Source organism: Pseudomonas fluorescens (assembly GCF_902497775.2).
Classification (GTDB): Bacteria; Pseudomonadota; Gammaproteobacteria; order Pseudomonadales; family Pseudomonadaceae; genus Aquipseudomonas; species Aquipseudomonas putida_F.
Genome location: NZ_OZ024668.1, coordinates 5,560,756 through 5,574,113, shown reverse-complemented (window position 1 = coordinate 5,574,113; position 13,358 = coordinate 5,560,756). Strand labels below are relative to the sequence as shown.

The following is a 13,358-nucleotide window of genomic DNA, read 5'->3' as shown; positions in this document are numbered from 1 at the left end:
GGCAGCACCGTCAGGCCTGTACCGCCCCTTCTTCGCTGTGCGCGGTGTGCAGCACTTCGATCAGGCAGTCCTCAAGCTCGAAACGCTCATGCAACAGGCTGCCGAGCTTGCCCAACTTTTCTGCGAAACGTTCAGGGTCGTTACAGTTGCCCTTGTCGCAATGATCGTTGAACGCCGAAGCGATTTCGGTAATTGCATCAATGCGAGGGCTGATCTGCTGGGCCAGCTCGAGCCCGCGAGTGTCGCCAAACGCTTTGGCTTCACTGACCAGTTGCTCACTCACTTCGAAATGCCAGGCTGAAACATAATCGACCAGTACCGCACAGAAGTCCCGGCTCTTATCCTTGTCGGCAAAGGCCGGCTTGGCATCACGCAGCTCGCGGAAAGCCGTCACCAGCTCTGCACGCTCATCCAACCAGCGGTCAATGAGCTTATGAACCCCACCCCAGCGTTCCTGAGCATTCTGACAACTATCTAGCATGGCGATCTCTTCCCTTCTGGGTAATGCCCCTGCCCCCGCGCCGCAAATGTGCAGAGCAAAGGTGAAGTCAGCAGAGCGGCATCGAGCAGCTGTGTTTTCGGTATACGTGCAGGGAGATTATTCCCGTGCGCCCTAGCCTTCAAGGTACGCACGCGACAAAGTTCATACAAGTGTTTAATCCGACCATCCTTTGCCGCCGGTCGCTTGCACCGTAAAAGAAAGCCTCAGCATTTGCCTGCCCGACTGAACAGCGGGCGTCCGAGCCCGAGCAGACGAACAATTGGCAAGGTCGCCAGCAAAACGAAGGACAACAAGCTCCATTCTGGCAGGGTAAGATCCAGGAAACTCCAGTTGATTGGCACGCAATCAGCACTGCCGGCCACCATCGCCTTGATGACCTGCACCATGGGCATGCTCTCGATCACATAATCAAAAGCCGGCTGGCACTCGATGCTCGACAACGCCGGATTGCCTTGCAGCCAGACATGCCGGGCAGCCAGCAGCGCCCCACCTGTGGCACAGAAAAGCGCCAGGGCGGCATAGATGCGGGTGCCCAAACGCCCCGGAGAATGCACCACCGCACACAGGCAGACCAGGGCAAAAGCCCCCAGGAACAAGCGCTGGCTGTAGCACAACGGGCATGGCACCAGGCCCATGCCGAATTCCAGGTAGAAAGCGGCCGCCTGGACCAGTACCGATACCAGCAACGCCGGAAAGAAAAGTGTACGCAAACGGGCCAACAACATGGCAAGTCCAGAAGCGGAATAGACAGGCGATAACGGTAGAGGAAAGGCGCAGCCTGCATCAAGGCAGGACAGTCAGGACAACTCGCAGATCAACAAGGGAAGCATCCCAAGTTCAGCAAGAAAAATGCTTAGAAATTTGCAGGAATATTTACCAACCAAGCGCAGAAAACTAACTCAAGCCCATGGACGCGCGATTTGCGGCGCGTCCATGGGTGCTTCAAGCTCGAACAGCCTCAGGCAGGGGCAATGCCAGTAACCGCTCATCAAGCATACCCAGGCCTTCCTGAAATAGCTGATTGCTGCGCTCAGTATCACCCAGGCCAGCCAACAACCGTGCGAGTTCGGCGCACGCCTCTGGGTTGCGCTGCACCCGCAGGCTGCTTTCAAGATAATCCCGAGCTTTGCCCCACAGGCGGTTCTGCAGGCTCAGGCGGCCCAGGGTCAGCAGCAGGCTGGGGTCGTCGGGATGGTCCTTGAGCCAGCCTTCGGCGGTTTGCAGCTGGCGCGCCGGATCGCCGCCACGCACCAGCCCGTACAACCTGGCGAGGTGGCTTTCGTACTGACGCTTGAGCGCGGTGCGCAAGGCTTGCTCGGCCTCGCTTTCGGCACCCAGCTGACGCAACTGCTCGGCATAGGCCAGCACCAGTTGCGGTTCCTGACGCTGCGCGGCGGTAAGTTGCTGCCAGGCACGCTCAAGGGATTGCCGGGCGGTCTGTTCATCACCTTCGCGGCTGGCCGCCAGGCTCAGGTTCTCGCCCCAGGCACGGCGTTCCAGCTCGGCAAGCTCCGGCGCCGGCAGCACTTTGTCCTTGCGCAGCTCGGGCAGCAGACGGATCAGTGCCGACCAGTCGCCACGCTCGCGATACAGCCGCTGCAACAGGCGCAACACCTGAACGTTATGCGGATGGCGCTCCTGCATGGCCTGCAGGGTTACCAGGGCTGCGTCGCTGTCACCGCGGTCCATCTGCAACTGCGCGTGGCTCAGGGCAATGGCCAGTTCCGCTTCGGGCTGACGCTCCAGCGCGCGCTCGAGCAGGTTGTCGCTGTCTTCGCTGCGGCCCAGTTCGTTGGCAGCCCGGGCGGCGCCTAGGTAATACAGCAACGGTTGGCGCTCGGCTTCGGCAGCGCGATGCAGATGACGCTGAGCGCTGGCCCAGCGTCCTTCGGCAAGGTCCAGTTGACCTTGTTCAATGGCCAGTTGGGTGCGGCGGCTGCGGTTACGCCGCGACCAGGGATTGACCACCCCGCCTGACGTCAGTACCAGGCCGACCAGGTAGCGCACCAGCAGCAAGGCCAGGATGATCCCGGCCAGCGCCGCCAGCGCTGCCCACAGGCCAGACTGATAGCGAAAGCTGCCGTAGGAGATCAGCACATACCCACTGTGCTTGGCGATCGCGATGCCGAGCGCGGCGGCAACAGCAATGGCCAACACCGCCAGCAAGTAGACGCGTTTCATGGCTTGGCCTCCTCGACCGGCAGATGCCGGCGCTCAAGGTAAGCTTGAACGGCGCTGATGCTGTCGGCCAGGTCCGGCACCACCACCGCAACCGGCTGCTCGGCCAGTTCATTGAGCGCGGCAAGCATGGCCTGGCTCTGCGGGTTGTCCGGGTTGAAGTTGGCCAACAACACGCTACGGGCATCATCCAGGGCCTGGGTATAGACCTTGGCTTCGCCATTGAGCGCGGCCCATTGGGCTTGCTCGATAGTCAGGCTCAGGGCCAGGCGCAGTTGGTTGAGCGATTGCCCGGCCAGCAACGGACGAATATTGTCGTCAGCGTTGAAGTCGATCTGGAAGTACTTCGACAGCTCCGCCCACCATTGTGACCAGCGGCTGGCGCCGTCGCCGTCAGCGGTCAGGGCACCCAGCGCATCGGCATTGCTGGTGAACTCCGGCGACTGCGCGCTGAGCTGCAGCACTTGCTCGCGCTGTGCTGCCAGCTTGAGGAACAGGCCGGTGCGATCGGGCTGCTGGACGCTGTTGAGAGTGGCCAGGCTCTTGGCCAGTTGCTCACGGGCGGCAAACGAACCCGGGTCGCTCTGTTCGCGGAGGATTTCGTCTGCCCCCTTGACCAGTTCACGGGCACTGACAATGTCCTGCAAGGCGGACAAACGCAGGCTCGCCAGGCGCAGCAAGTGCTCGGCTTCAGCCAGGCGCCAGTCCTTGCGGCTGGCGCCGAGGATGGTCTCCAGGCGCTGGCTCAAGCGCTGCTGATCACCCTGCAACTGGGCGACCAGACGCCGACGGTCTTCCAGTTCGGAAGCGGGCGGCAGCACGGCCAGTTGCGCAGAAAGCTGCTGTTCGCGCTGCTGCAGGGCCCGGGTTTGCTCGCTCAGGGACTGCAGGTTCTGCACCTGCCCCTGCTCGGCACCCTGGAGCTGGCGAACCTGCCATACACCCCATCCACCCACTGCGACACCGGCCGCGCCCAGCAGCAAGGCCAGGATTGCCAGACCATTGCCGGACCGCTTGGCAGGTTCGACCGGGGTTTGCGCAGGAGCCTCTGGGGCCTTCAGTTCATCGTTGGGCAAGACAGTTTCGCTCACGTATCCATCCTTTGCTTTGCGGCACGTCGCAATGAGCTTAGCGCCTTAGGGGGCTGGTGCAGGAGTTTCCTGCAATGTTGCCAGCAAAGCCGTGGCACTGGCACCACGGCAATCCACTACATTCTGTGCACCACTGGCGCGGGCAAGTTCCGCTACCCGTGGGCTGGGCACAAACAACGTTAGCTGCGCCAGCCGTGGCCAGTCTTCACCCGCCAGTTGGCGCAAGTGTTCAAAACCCTGCCCACTGCTGACCACCAGGCCGTTCAGGCGTTCCCCGGCAATACGCCGGGCCAGGGTAGCCTCAGGGTAATGCGGCAGGTAGCGGCGATACAACTCGAGGTAATCGACACGCGCACCCAGCGCGGCCAGGCGTTCAGCGAGCAGCTCGCGGCCGCCTTCGCCACGGATGATCAGCACCCGTGGTTGCGGCCGCTCGATTGCTGCGGTCAACGCCGACAGTTGCAGCAGCGCTTCGCTGTCGTCGCCTTGCGCTGGATAGCTGACATTGAGGCCGTAGTCGTCGAGTATCTGCGCGGTGGCTGCGCCGACGCTGAACCAGGCTTGCTCGGGTGGCTGCGGCCAGTGCGCGTTCAACTGTTCAAGCGCCAGGCGCGCCGCCGGCTTGCTGACGACGATGATCGCGCAGTACTGGTCAAGTGCGTGCACCTGGCCAAGCTGCGCTGGCGTCAGCGCCAGCGGCTCGGTTTCCAGCAACGGCAGGCTACTGCTGAACACGCCCTGGTCGGCAAGCGTACGGGCCAACGCAGTGCACTCTTCTGCCGGCCGGGTCAGCAGCAGGCGCCAGCAGCTCACGGATGCCCGGCCTCGCCGTAGACCGCCTTGAGAATGTCTTCGGCACCTTGCCCGAGCAGGTCTTCGGCGACCTTGATGCCGAGCGCTTCGGCATCCTGGCGCGGTGCCCGGGCCTGAGCCGTGAGCAGCTTGCCGCCTGCCGGTTCTCCCACCAGGCCGCGCAGCCACAGTTGCTCGCCTTCGAGCACCGCGTAGCAGGCAATCGGCACCTGGCAGCCGCCATTGAGGTGCTTGTTCAGGGCACGCTCGGCAGTGACCCGGTCAGCGGTGTCGGCGTGATGCAGCGGCGCCAGCAGCGCATGGATTTCGCTATCGGCACTGCGGCATTCGATGCCCACTGCGCCCTGGCCGCCCGCAGGCAGGCTGTCATCGACACTGATGCTGGAGGTGATGCGCTGTTCGAAGCCCAGGCGGATCAGGCCGGCGGCGGCGAGGATAATGGCGTCGTACTCACCGGCATCGAGCTTGGCCAGGCGGGTGTTGACGTTGCCGCGCAGGAAGCGGATTTCGAGGTCTGGGCGGCGGGTCAGCAATTGCGCTTGGCGGCGCAGGCTGGAGGTGCCGACGATGCTGCCGGCCGGCAGAGCCTCAAGGCTGTCGAAGGTGTTGGAAACGAAGGCATCGCGCGGGTCCTCGCGCTCGCAGATGCAGAACAGGCCCAGGCCTTCGGGGAAGTCCATCGGCACGTCTTTCATCGAGTGCACGGCGATGTCGGCCTGGTTCTCCAGCAGCGCGGTTTCCAGTTCCTTGACGAACAAGCCCTTGCCGCCGATTTTCGACAGCGGCGAGTCGAGCAGCTTGTCGCCCCGGCTGACCATTGGCACCAAGGTCACGAGCAGGCCGGGATGAGCCTGTTCCAGACAGGCTTTGACATATTCGGCCTGCCACAGGGCAAGGGCACTTTTGCGGGTGGCAATGCGGATTTCGCGAGTGGACATGGAACGATCCGTACGAGATAGATTCTCCCGATGATAACAGCTCAGTCCAGGCCGCTAGCAGATCTAAATCATGGTAGGAGCCGACCATCCCTGGCCGTCGACCGCTCCTTGGTCCCCGTCCTTAAAGCTGTTGCATCATTTTGCGGACACCGGCCACGTGCCGGCGGCTGACGATCAGGGCATCGCCATTGAGGCCCTTGAGAAACAGTTGAAAATGCCCCAGCGGCGTGCGCTGCAGGCGTTCGATACGGTTGCGGGCGACCAGTGCATTGCGGTGAATGCGCACGAAGCGCTCACCAAACTCGTCTTCCAGCGCCTTGAGCGGTTCGTCGAGCAGCACTTCGCCAGACTCGTGGCGCAAGGTCACGTATTTGTGGTCGGCAATGAAATAGATCACCTGGTCGAGGGGAATCAGCTCGATCCCCTTGCGGGTGCGGGCGCTGATATGGCTGCGCGGACCGCTACCGCTCTCGGCAGCCGGGCGGGTCAGGGCCGCCAGTTGCACGCGGTTGGGGCGTTCGGCCTTTCTCAAGGCGTCGCGCAGGCTGTCAGGCTGCACCGGCTTGAGCACATAGCCCAGGGTGCTGTCCTTGAACGACTCGACGGTGAACTCATCGTCACCGGTGCAAAACACCACCGCAGGCGGTGCTTCGCGCTCGCACAACCGGGCAGCGACCTGCAGGCCGTCGAGCCCGGGCATGCGAATGTCGAGCAGGACCACCTCAGGCTTGAGGCTGTCGATCAGGGCCAGGGCCTCTTCGCCATTGGTGGCGCTGGGCTCCAGCACGGTATAGCCCTCCAGTTCGCCGAGCATTCGGCTCAGGCGTTCCCGGGCTTGGGGTTCGTCATCAACGATCAGGACATTCATATTGCGCTGGATTCCTGCGTGAGTCTCGCACAAGGATAGCGTAGACAGGTGAGGTGACGACCGTCACGGCGATCCACGCTCAGACTCGCACGATGGCTAAAGATTCACTGGCCCGGCAGGAAACATGCCGAGCTCTCTGTCCAACTGTAGACGGTTGCCGCAACACTGCCGTTCAATCGATAAATATCCTGTTGCAAGCGCGTTGTCGCGGGCCTGTGCTGCGACATAAACCCGCATTTGCCCCGACCGCCGCACTCCGGCAGGGCCGCCAATCCTGCTATGATCGACGCCACTTTTTCCGTTCACGCCTTCAACGAGTGAATCCATGAGCACCGACAAGACCAATCAGTCCTGGGGCGGCCGCTTCAGTGAGCCCGTCGACGCCTTCGTCGCCCGTTTCACCGCCTCCGTCAATTTCGACCAGCGCCTGTACCGCCACGACATCATGGGTTCGATCGCCCACGCCACCATGCTGGCAAAGGTCGGCGTTCTCACCGACGCCGAGCGCGACACCATCATCGATGGCCTGAAGACCCTCCAGGGCGAGATCGAGGCCGGCAACTTCGACTGGCGCATCGACCTTGAAGACGTGCACATGAACATCGAAGCACGCCTGACCGATCGTATCGGCATCACTGGCAAGAAGCTGCACACCGGCCGCAGCCGCAACGACCAGGTCGCCACCGACATTCGCCTGTGGCTGCGTGATGAAATCGACCTGATCCTGGCCGAAATCACCCGCCTGCAGCAGGGCCTGCTGGAGCAGGCCGAGCGCGAAGCCGAAACCGTCATGCCCGGCTTCACCCACCTGCAGACGGCGCAGCCGGTGACCTTCGGTCATCACCTGTTGGCCTGGTTCGAAATGCTCAGCCGCGACTATGAGCGCCTGGTCGACTGCCGCAAGCGCACCAATCGCATGCCCCTGGGCAGCGCGGCGCTGGCCGGCACCACCTACCCGATCGACCGCGAACTGACCTGCCAACTGCTGGGCTTCGAAGCCGTGGCCGGCAACTCGCTGGATGGCGTCTCCGATCGCGACTTCGCCATCGAGTTCTGTGCCGCCGCCAGCGTGGCAATGATGCACCTGTCGCGCTTCTCCGAAGAGCTGGTGCTGTGGACCAGCGCCCAGTTCCAGTTCATCGACCTGCCTGATCGTTTCTGCACCGGCAGTTCGATCATGCCGCAAAAGAAGAACCCGGACGTTCCGGAGCTGGTACGCGGCAAAACTGGCCGTGTATTTGGCGCCCTGACCGGCCTGCTGACCCTGATGAAAGGCCAGCCACTGGCCTACAACAAGGACAACCAGGAAGACAAAGAGCCGTTGTTCGACGCCGCCGACACCCTGCGCGATTCGCTGCGGGCCTTTGCCGACATGATCCCGGCGATCAAGCCACGCCACGCCATCATGCGCGAAGCAGCCCTGCGCGGCTTCAGCACCGCCACCGACCTGGCCGACTACCTGGTGCGCCGCGGCCTGCCGTTCCGTGACTGCCACGAAATCGTCGGCCATGCGGTGAAATACGGCGTCGACACTGGCAAGGATCTGGCCGAGATGAGCCTGGACGAACTGCGCCAGTTCAGCGACCAGATCGAACAGGACGTGTTCGCCGTGCTGACCCTCGAAGGCTCGGTCAACGCCCGTGACCACATCGGCGGTACTGCGCCTGCGCAAGTACGCGCTGCGGTTGCCCGCGGCAAGGCACTGCTCGCCGCGCGCTAAGCCCCTGTCGCGTGCTGCTACCCGGTCAGTTCTGACTGGGTTGCAGCTCGCAGGCGCTGCATGAAAGCCGGAATTTCGGCGGCTCTGTCTGCCGCCACCTTGCGCACATTGGGCTTCTCATTCAGTTGCTCAAGTAGCGCCCGGGCGCCTGGCAGCGGCTGCAGGTAGTCGATGTCGAACAGACGCAGGCCGACCTGGCGAGCCAGGTCGACGCTGTACAGAAAGTACAGATCGGCCAGGGTAAAACGCTCCCCTGCCACATAAGGCGCAAAGCAGCCGCGCTGGGCCAGGGCGGCAAAGCCCTTGTCCAGATCACGCCGAGCCTTGGCCTTCAAGGCCTCCGGCGTAGCCCTGCCGCCAAAGAACACCTCGACATAGCAGTAGCGCGCGGGGAGTTCGATATACAGTTCGATTTCCTTGGCCAAAGCGCGAACTTGCGCCCGCTCGAACGGCTCGGCCGGCAACAACAGACCATCAGGGCAGGCTTCTTCAAGAAAATCGAGGATGGCGTCTGTTTCACTGATAAAGCCCCGCTGCACTTCCAGCACCGGCACTTTGCCGCGAGGGCTGATCGCCAGCACCTGCGGGTTCTGGCAACCATGCAGAGGCACCTCCTCGAACGGCAGGCGCTTCTCCAGCAAGGCGAGCTTGACCATGTTGTAGTAGTTGCTTGCAGAGAATCCGTGTAGTCGGATCATTTCGGCCTCCTAGCCGCGTGATTTCCCTGCATATTGAGAAGGAGGCAGGCCAAGAATATGCCCTACATATCTCTATCCGGCGTAGGACGTTTCTTTTTCTGCCTCGCTCCCAACGGACTCAGCGCTTGCCCGAACGCACCATTTCCAGGAATGCCGGCATCTGCGCCTCCTTGTCGGCGGCGATTTTCTGCACATTCGGGTTGTTCTTGAAGCGTTCCAGCAACGCGCGAGCTTGCGGGAAGTCTTCCAGCACATCGATACCCAGCACTTTCTTGCCCACGGCATAGGCCAGATCGACGCTGAAGCAAAACAGCATGTCGGCGATGGTCAGGCTGTCACCGGCCACATAGGGGCTGAACTTGCCGTTGCGCTTGAGGGTGGCGATACCGGCCAGCAGTTCATCCTTGGCCTTGGCCTTGATGGCTTCGTCCACCTGCATGCCAAAGAAGGCTTGCGGGTAGCAGGCACGGGCCGGCAACTCGATGTACAGCTCGATCTCCTTGGCCAGCTCATGGACCTTGGCCTGGGCGAACACCCCTTCCGGCAGCAGTGCCTTGCCCGCCTGGGTTTGCTCGATGTAATCGAGGATCAGGCTGGTTTCGCTGAGAAAACCGTGCTCGGTCTCCAGCACCGGGACCTTGCCGCGCGGGCTGACCTTCAGCGCTTCGGGGCGCTGGCCGCCGAAAAACAGCACCTCTTCAAACGGCACGCCCTTTTCCAGCAGCGCCAGTTTGACCATGTTGTAGTAGTTGCTGACCGCAAATCCATGAAGCTTGAGCATGAAACAGCCTCCAGGCCGTAAAGGGGTTGGCCGGGTTGTTATAGACCCAAGTACCGGGTACTGACCAGCATCATGGAGATTGTCGATAGCAAGGCATTGGCGCCCGGCTCATGGCAAACTGGACGCCCCAAAAGAGGAAAGCGCCCATGAGCGAACCAACCGATATCGACAACGACGAAGAAGAGTTCGCCGAGTCGACTCTGATCGAAGCGATCGAAAACCAGATCGAAAGCGATAATCCGCCAGCGGCCAAAGCCACGTTCAACAAGCTGACCCTGGTGGGCTACGAGCGCGAAGACATCCTCAACCTGATGGCCCATGTGCTGGCCTACGAGATTGACGCGATGCTCGAAGACGACCGCGCGTTCAACTCCCAATGGTACGAAACCGCCTTGCGCGCCTTGCCCGATCTGCCGCCGGAAAAGGACAGAAGCAAAGCAGGATTTCCCTGACTACACTGCAAAACCAGGCACCGGCGACGGTGCTGCCCTCCTTGTCTGGAAGTCGGAGTCTCTATGTCGTTTACCCCCGAACTGATTGCCGAGCTGGAAGTCCTTGCCTTGTTCAACCTGGATAGCAGCCAGGAAGGCATCAAGGTCCATAACACTGCCTCCAAGGAGGTGATCGCTGCTGCACGTCGCCTGTTCGAGAAAAAGCTCACCGACCAGCCCGATGGCGGTTACCTGACCAGTCTTGGGCACGATGCTGCCGAGAACGTGCAGAAGTTGCTGACCATCCTCAAAGTCGCTCAACCTGCCTGATAACTGCAATCGCGGGGCAAGCCCGCTCCTACCGGCTTGGCGGGAGCGGCGGTGCGACGACTCGACTTGCCCCGCGATGCATTCACCGCTAATAAAATGGCGTCAAAATCAAAATAGCTTAAACTCGCCATTGCTCCCCAGACGGCCGGTTTTAGCTCGCCATGAACCACCCCCACGAAATTCGCCCCGACCTCGACCAGGGCATTGACCGCAAGGTGCTCAGCCAGCTGCGCCAACGCTTTCTGACGCTCAACCAGGGTCGGCTGGGGCGGGCCATGGACGGGTTGTCGAGCCGTCAACAGCAGGTTTTGACCTTGCTGCCGCTGTTTTTTCACGTCAATCACCCGCTGCTGCCCGGTTATGTCTCCGGCAATACACCTGCAGGCGTGGCCAATTTCGAGCCCGATGCCCAACTGCTGGCCGAAGCCCAACGGCTGACTCGCTCGTTCTCGTACAAGGCCAAACGCGGCAACCCGCCCCAGCCGATTCACGGCCTGTACCTGATGGGCAGCCTGGGCACCCTGGCCCAAGCCGAGCAAAGCGATATGGACGTCTGGGTGTGTCACACCGCCGACCTGGGCGAAAGCGAACTGGCAGAGCTGCGCAAAAAATGCCTGCTGCTGGAAATCTGGGCCGCCAGCCAGGGCGCCGAAGCCCACCTGTTCCTGATCGAGCCGCAAAGCTTCGTCCAGGGCGAGCGCGACGGCCAGCTCAGCTCCGATGACTGCGGCACCACCCAGCATTACCTGCTGCTCGACGAGTTCTACCGCACCGCGATCTGGCTCGCCGGACGTACGCCCTTGTGGTGGCTGGTGCCGGTCTATGAAGAGCCACGCTACCAGCAATACATCGATACCCTGCTGTCCAAGCGCTTCGTGCGCGCCGAAGACAACCTCGACCTCGGCCACCTGGCGCACATCCCGCCGGGCGAGTTCGTCGGCGCCGGCCTCTGGCAGCTGTTCAAAGGCATCGAATCGCCCTACAAGTCAGTGCTCAAACTGCTGCTCACCGAGGTCTACGCCAGCGAACACCCGCAGGTGCAGTGCCTGAGCCTGCAGTTCAAGCAGGCGGTGTTCAGCAATCGCCTCGGCCTCGACGAGCTCGACCCGTACATGATGGTCTACCGGCGCATCGAGCAGTACCTGCAAGGCCGCGGCGAACGTGAGCGGCTGGAGCTGGTGCGGCGCAGCCTGTACCTGAAGGTGAACAAGAAACTCAGCGGCCTGGGCCGCCAGCGCAACGCCAGCTGGCAGCGTGACCTGCTGCAGCGCCTGAGCCAGGAATGGGGCTGGGACGAGCGTCAGCTGGCGCTGCTCGACAGCCGCAGCCAGTGGAAAGTCCGCCAGGTGACGGTCGAACGCCGCGAGCTGGTGGCCGAACTTAACTACAGCTACCGCTTCCTCTGCCAGTTCGCCCGCAGCCAGAACGCCATCAGCCGCATCGACCAGCGCGACCTCAGCGTGCTGGGCCGGCGCCTGTACGCCGCCTTCGAACGACGTGCCGGCAAGGTCGAGTTCATCAACCCGGGTATTGCCCCGGACCTGGCCGAAGACACCCTGACCCTGGTCCAGTCACCCAACCGCAAAGAACCCGGGCAAACCCACTGGGGCCTGTACAACGGCAACCTGGGCGTACACGAATGGGAGCACTTTGCGCCGATCAAGCGCTGCCGCGAACTGCTCGAACTGCTGGCCTGGGCCCACCGCAACAGCGTGATCGACAGCAGCACGCGCCTGGCCCTGCACCCGGGCAGCAGCGACCTAAGCGAATACGAGCTGTTCAACCTGCTCGGCAGCCTGCAACAGAGCGTCGCCCTGCCCCTGCCGGTGGTCAGCGAACAGCGCCTGCTGCAACCGAGCGTGGCGGACGAGATCCTGTTGCTGGTCAACGTCGGCATCGACCCGTTGCAGCACCACCGCGACCTGAACATCCTGATGACCACCGAACGCACCGATTCGCTGAGTTATGCCGGGGTGCGCGAAAACCTGGTGCTGACCCTCGACCAGATCACCCTCAACAGCTGGAACGAAGTACAGGTGCACCGCTACGACGGCGAACATGCCCTGCTGCGCTGCCTGCGTGATTACCTCAACAGCCTCGACACCGGCCACACGCCCAGGCTGCGGGTGCGCTGTTTCTGCCACAACAGAGCCCAGGCCATCGCCCTGCGGGTCGAGGACGTGTTCGCTAGCACCCAGGCGCTGCTGGCGCAGAACCTCAACCACCGCTACCTGTTGCAGGTTGAGCAGCACACCCATGTACTGGAACTGCAAAGCGGTGCGGTAAATCTGGTGACATTCGACGATCAGGACGTGGTGCTGCGCTATCTCGGTGAAGAACGCGGCGATTACAGCCCCCTGCACCTGGACGCCAATGCCCTGCAGGAGCTGGACCTATCTCAGGTGCTGCCGTTGGGGCAGCCACAGTGCATCCAGTTGTTTTATCGAGTGCAGGACGCCTGGGCGGATGTCTATGTACTCGATGAGCACAATGCCCTGTGGCAGCAGCGCCTGCCGTTTCACGATGAAAACAGCCTGCTGCTGCCGTTGCAGCGCTTTTTGCAATCGATCGTATTTCGCCGCGAAGCGCGCCTGCCGCTGGACAATCTGCAGGGCCAAGGCTCGCTGGATATTCTTTATTACCAATTGTTGCCATCAGGCACCGGCAAGGTTCGCCAGGTAGAAACACGCCAGGTCGAGGTCAGGGCCATCGACCGCCCGTATTACGAAGTGCAGGCAATTTTACAGGCAGGCGCGAGCGACGACGTGCAAGTCACGCTGTACTGCAATCAGCGGGAGTTTTCCCAGCTCGAGCATGGCGACCAGCTGTACGCAGTGGTCGCCGGCGAGATCATCGAGCAGCGCCGCGAGGCCGAGCGCTACCGCTGCTACATCACCGACCTGGACCTGTCCGGCCTGTTGGCCGACGGCCTGGGTTCGAGCATTCTCTACCTGCGCTACAAGGGCGAACTGGAGCGGGCGCTCAACGAGGCCCTGGCGCAGGCTTGA

General features: G+C 62.3%; 13 protein-coding genes and 1 pseudogene. 4 read left to right on the top strand and 10 right to left on the bottom strand.

Annotation, left to right across the window (positions count from 1 at the left end; translation table 11 throughout):
• Nucleotides 1-10: 10 nt before the first annotated feature.
• The 8 genes and pseudogenes from F8N82_RS25680 to F8N82_RS25645 all read right to left on the bottom strand — a co-directional run.
• Nucleotides 11-481 (bottom strand): Rsd/AlgQ family anti-sigma factor, encoded by a 471-nt coding sequence (locus F8N82_RS25680; RefSeq protein WP_038998098.1) that lies wholly within the window; start codon nt 479-481, stop codon nt 11-13.
• Nucleotides 482-705: 224 nt separating this feature from the next.
• Nucleotides 706-1,227 carry a disulfide bond formation protein B gene (locus F8N82_RS25675; RefSeq protein ID WP_038998097.1) on the bottom strand — a complete coding sequence of 174 codons (522 nt, stop codon included), beginning with the start codon at nt 1,225-1,227 and terminating at the stop codon, nt 706-708.
• Nucleotides 1,228-1,444: 217 nt separating this feature from the next.
• Nucleotides 1,445-2,683 (bottom strand): heme biosynthesis protein HemY, encoded by a 1,239-nt coding sequence (locus F8N82_RS25670; protein WP_038998095.1) that lies wholly within the window; start codon nt 2,681-2,683, stop codon nt 1,445-1,447.
• Nucleotides 2,680-3,771 carry a uroporphyrinogen-III C-methyltransferase gene (locus F8N82_RS25665; protein WP_038998094.1) on the bottom strand — a complete coding sequence of 364 codons (1,092 nt, stop codon included), beginning with the start codon at nt 3,769-3,771 and terminating at the stop codon, nt 2,680-2,682. The genes F8N82_RS25670 and F8N82_RS25665 overlap by 4 nt, the downstream gene beginning before the upstream one ends.
• Before the next feature lie 45 nt (nt 3,772-3,816).
• The gene (locus F8N82_RS25660) at nt 3,817-4,584 is read right to left on the bottom strand and encodes a uroporphyrinogen-III synthase (protein WP_038998093.1); all 768 of its coding nucleotides are present in this window, start codon (nt 4,582-4,584) and stop codon (nt 3,817-3,819) included.
• Nucleotides 4,581-5,522, bottom strand: a complete 942-nt coding sequence (hemC, locus tag F8N82_RS25655; protein ID WP_038998091.1) for a hydroxymethylbilane synthase — start codon at nt 5,520-5,522, stop codon at nt 4,581-4,583. Before hemC ends, F8N82_RS25660 begins: the two co-directional genes overlap by 4 nt.
• A gap of 121 nt (nt 5,523-5,643) precedes the next feature.
• Nucleotides 5,644-6,390 carry a LytR/AlgR family response regulator transcription factor gene (locus tag F8N82_RS25650; RefSeq protein ID WP_038998090.1) on the bottom strand — a complete coding sequence of 249 codons (747 nt, stop codon included), beginning with the start codon at nt 6,388-6,390 and terminating at the stop codon, nt 5,644-5,646.
• A pseudogene (locus F8N82_RS25645) lies at nt 6,387-6,494 on the bottom strand (sensor histidine kinase); the annotation flags it as partial. The pseudogene F8N82_RS25645 and the gene F8N82_RS25650, both read right to left, overlap by 4 nt.
• 221 nt (nt 6,495-6,715) lie before the next feature.
• Between F8N82_RS25645 and argH the strand changes: the two are divergent.
• The gene (gene argH, locus F8N82_RS25640) at nt 6,716-8,110 is read left to right on the top strand and encodes an argininosuccinate lyase (protein WP_038998089.1); all 1,395 of its coding nucleotides are present in this window, start codon (nt 6,716-6,718) and stop codon (nt 8,108-8,110) included.
• A 17-nt stretch (nt 8,111-8,127) separates the two neighbouring features.
• On the opposite strand, the gene F8N82_RS25635 is transcribed toward argH, so the two are convergent.
• Nucleotides 8,128-8,808, bottom strand: coding sequence for a glutathione S-transferase family protein (locus F8N82_RS25635; protein WP_038998088.1), 681 nt, complete (start codon nt 8,806-8,808; stop codon nt 8,128-8,130).
• 118 nt (nt 8,809-8,926) lie between these two features.
• Nucleotides 8,927-9,589, bottom strand: a complete 663-nt coding sequence (locus tag F8N82_RS25630; protein WP_038998087.1) for a glutathione S-transferase — start codon at nt 9,587-9,589, stop codon at nt 8,927-8,929.
• Between the two features lie 146 nt (nt 9,590-9,735).
• On the opposite strand from F8N82_RS25630, the gene F8N82_RS25625 reads away from it, so the two are divergent.
• The 3 genes from F8N82_RS25625 to F8N82_RS25615 all read left to right on the top strand — a co-directional run bounded on the left by F8N82_RS25625 (nt 9,736) and on the right by F8N82_RS25615 (nt 13,358).
• Complete coding sequence (locus tag F8N82_RS25625) at nt 9,736-10,041, top strand: hypothetical protein (RefSeq protein ID WP_038998086.1); 306 nt, start codon at nt 9,736-9,738, stop codon at nt 10,039-10,041.
• A 63-nt stretch (nt 10,042-10,104) separates the two neighbouring features.
• Complete coding sequence (locus F8N82_RS25620) at nt 10,105-10,350, top strand: TIGR02647 family protein (protein WP_038998084.1); 246 nt, start codon at nt 10,105-10,107, stop codon at nt 10,348-10,350.
• Between the two features lie 161 nt (nt 10,351-10,511).
• Nucleotides 10,512-13,358: a class I adenylate cyclase gene (locus F8N82_RS25615; RefSeq protein WP_038998083.1), complete on the top strand. Its 2,847-nt coding sequence runs from the start codon at nt 10,512-10,514 to the stop codon at nt 13,356-13,358.

Excerpts from the sequence above, each read along its gene's own strand:
- F8N82_RS25635 (WP_038998088.1), bottom strand. The coding sequence starts at position 8,808 with ATGATCCGACTACACGGATTCTCTGCAAGCAACTACTACAACATGGTC.
- F8N82_RS25650 (WP_038998090.1), bottom strand. The coding sequence starts at position 6,390 with ATGAATGTCCTGATCGTTGATGACGAACCCCAAGCCCGGGAACGCCTG.
- F8N82_RS25620 (WP_038998084.1), top strand. The coding sequence starts at position 10,105 with ATGTCGTTTACCCCCGAACTGATTGCCGAGCTGGAAGTCCTTGCCTTG.
- F8N82_RS25630 (WP_038998087.1), bottom strand. The coding sequence starts at position 9,589 with ATGCTCAAGCTTCATGGATTTGCGGTCAGCAACTACTACAACATGGTC.
- hemC (WP_038998091.1), bottom strand. The coding sequence starts at position 5,522 with ATGTCCACTCGCGAAATCCGCATTGCCACCCGCAAAAGTGCCCTTGCC.
- F8N82_RS25680 (WP_038998098.1), bottom strand. The coding sequence starts at position 481 with ATGCTAGATAGTTGTCAGAATGCTCAGGAACGCTGGGGTGGGGTTCAT.
- F8N82_RS25670 (WP_038998095.1), bottom strand. The coding sequence starts at position 2,683 with ATGAAACGCGTCTACTTGCTGGCGGTGTTGGCCATTGCTGTTGCCGCC.
- F8N82_RS25625 (WP_038998086.1), top strand. The coding sequence starts at position 9,736 with ATGAGCGAACCAACCGATATCGACAACGACGAAGAAGAGTTCGCCGAG.
- F8N82_RS25615 (WP_038998083.1), top strand. The coding sequence starts at position 10,512 with ATGAACCACCCCCACGAAATTCGCCCCGACCTCGACCAGGGCATTGAC.
- argH (WP_038998089.1), top strand. The coding sequence starts at position 6,716 with ATGAGCACCGACAAGACCAATCAGTCCTGGGGCGGCCGCTTCAGTGAG.
- F8N82_RS25675 (WP_038998097.1), bottom strand. The coding sequence starts at position 1,227 with ATGTTGTTGGCCCGTTTGCGTACACTTTTCTTTCCGGCGTTGCTGGTA.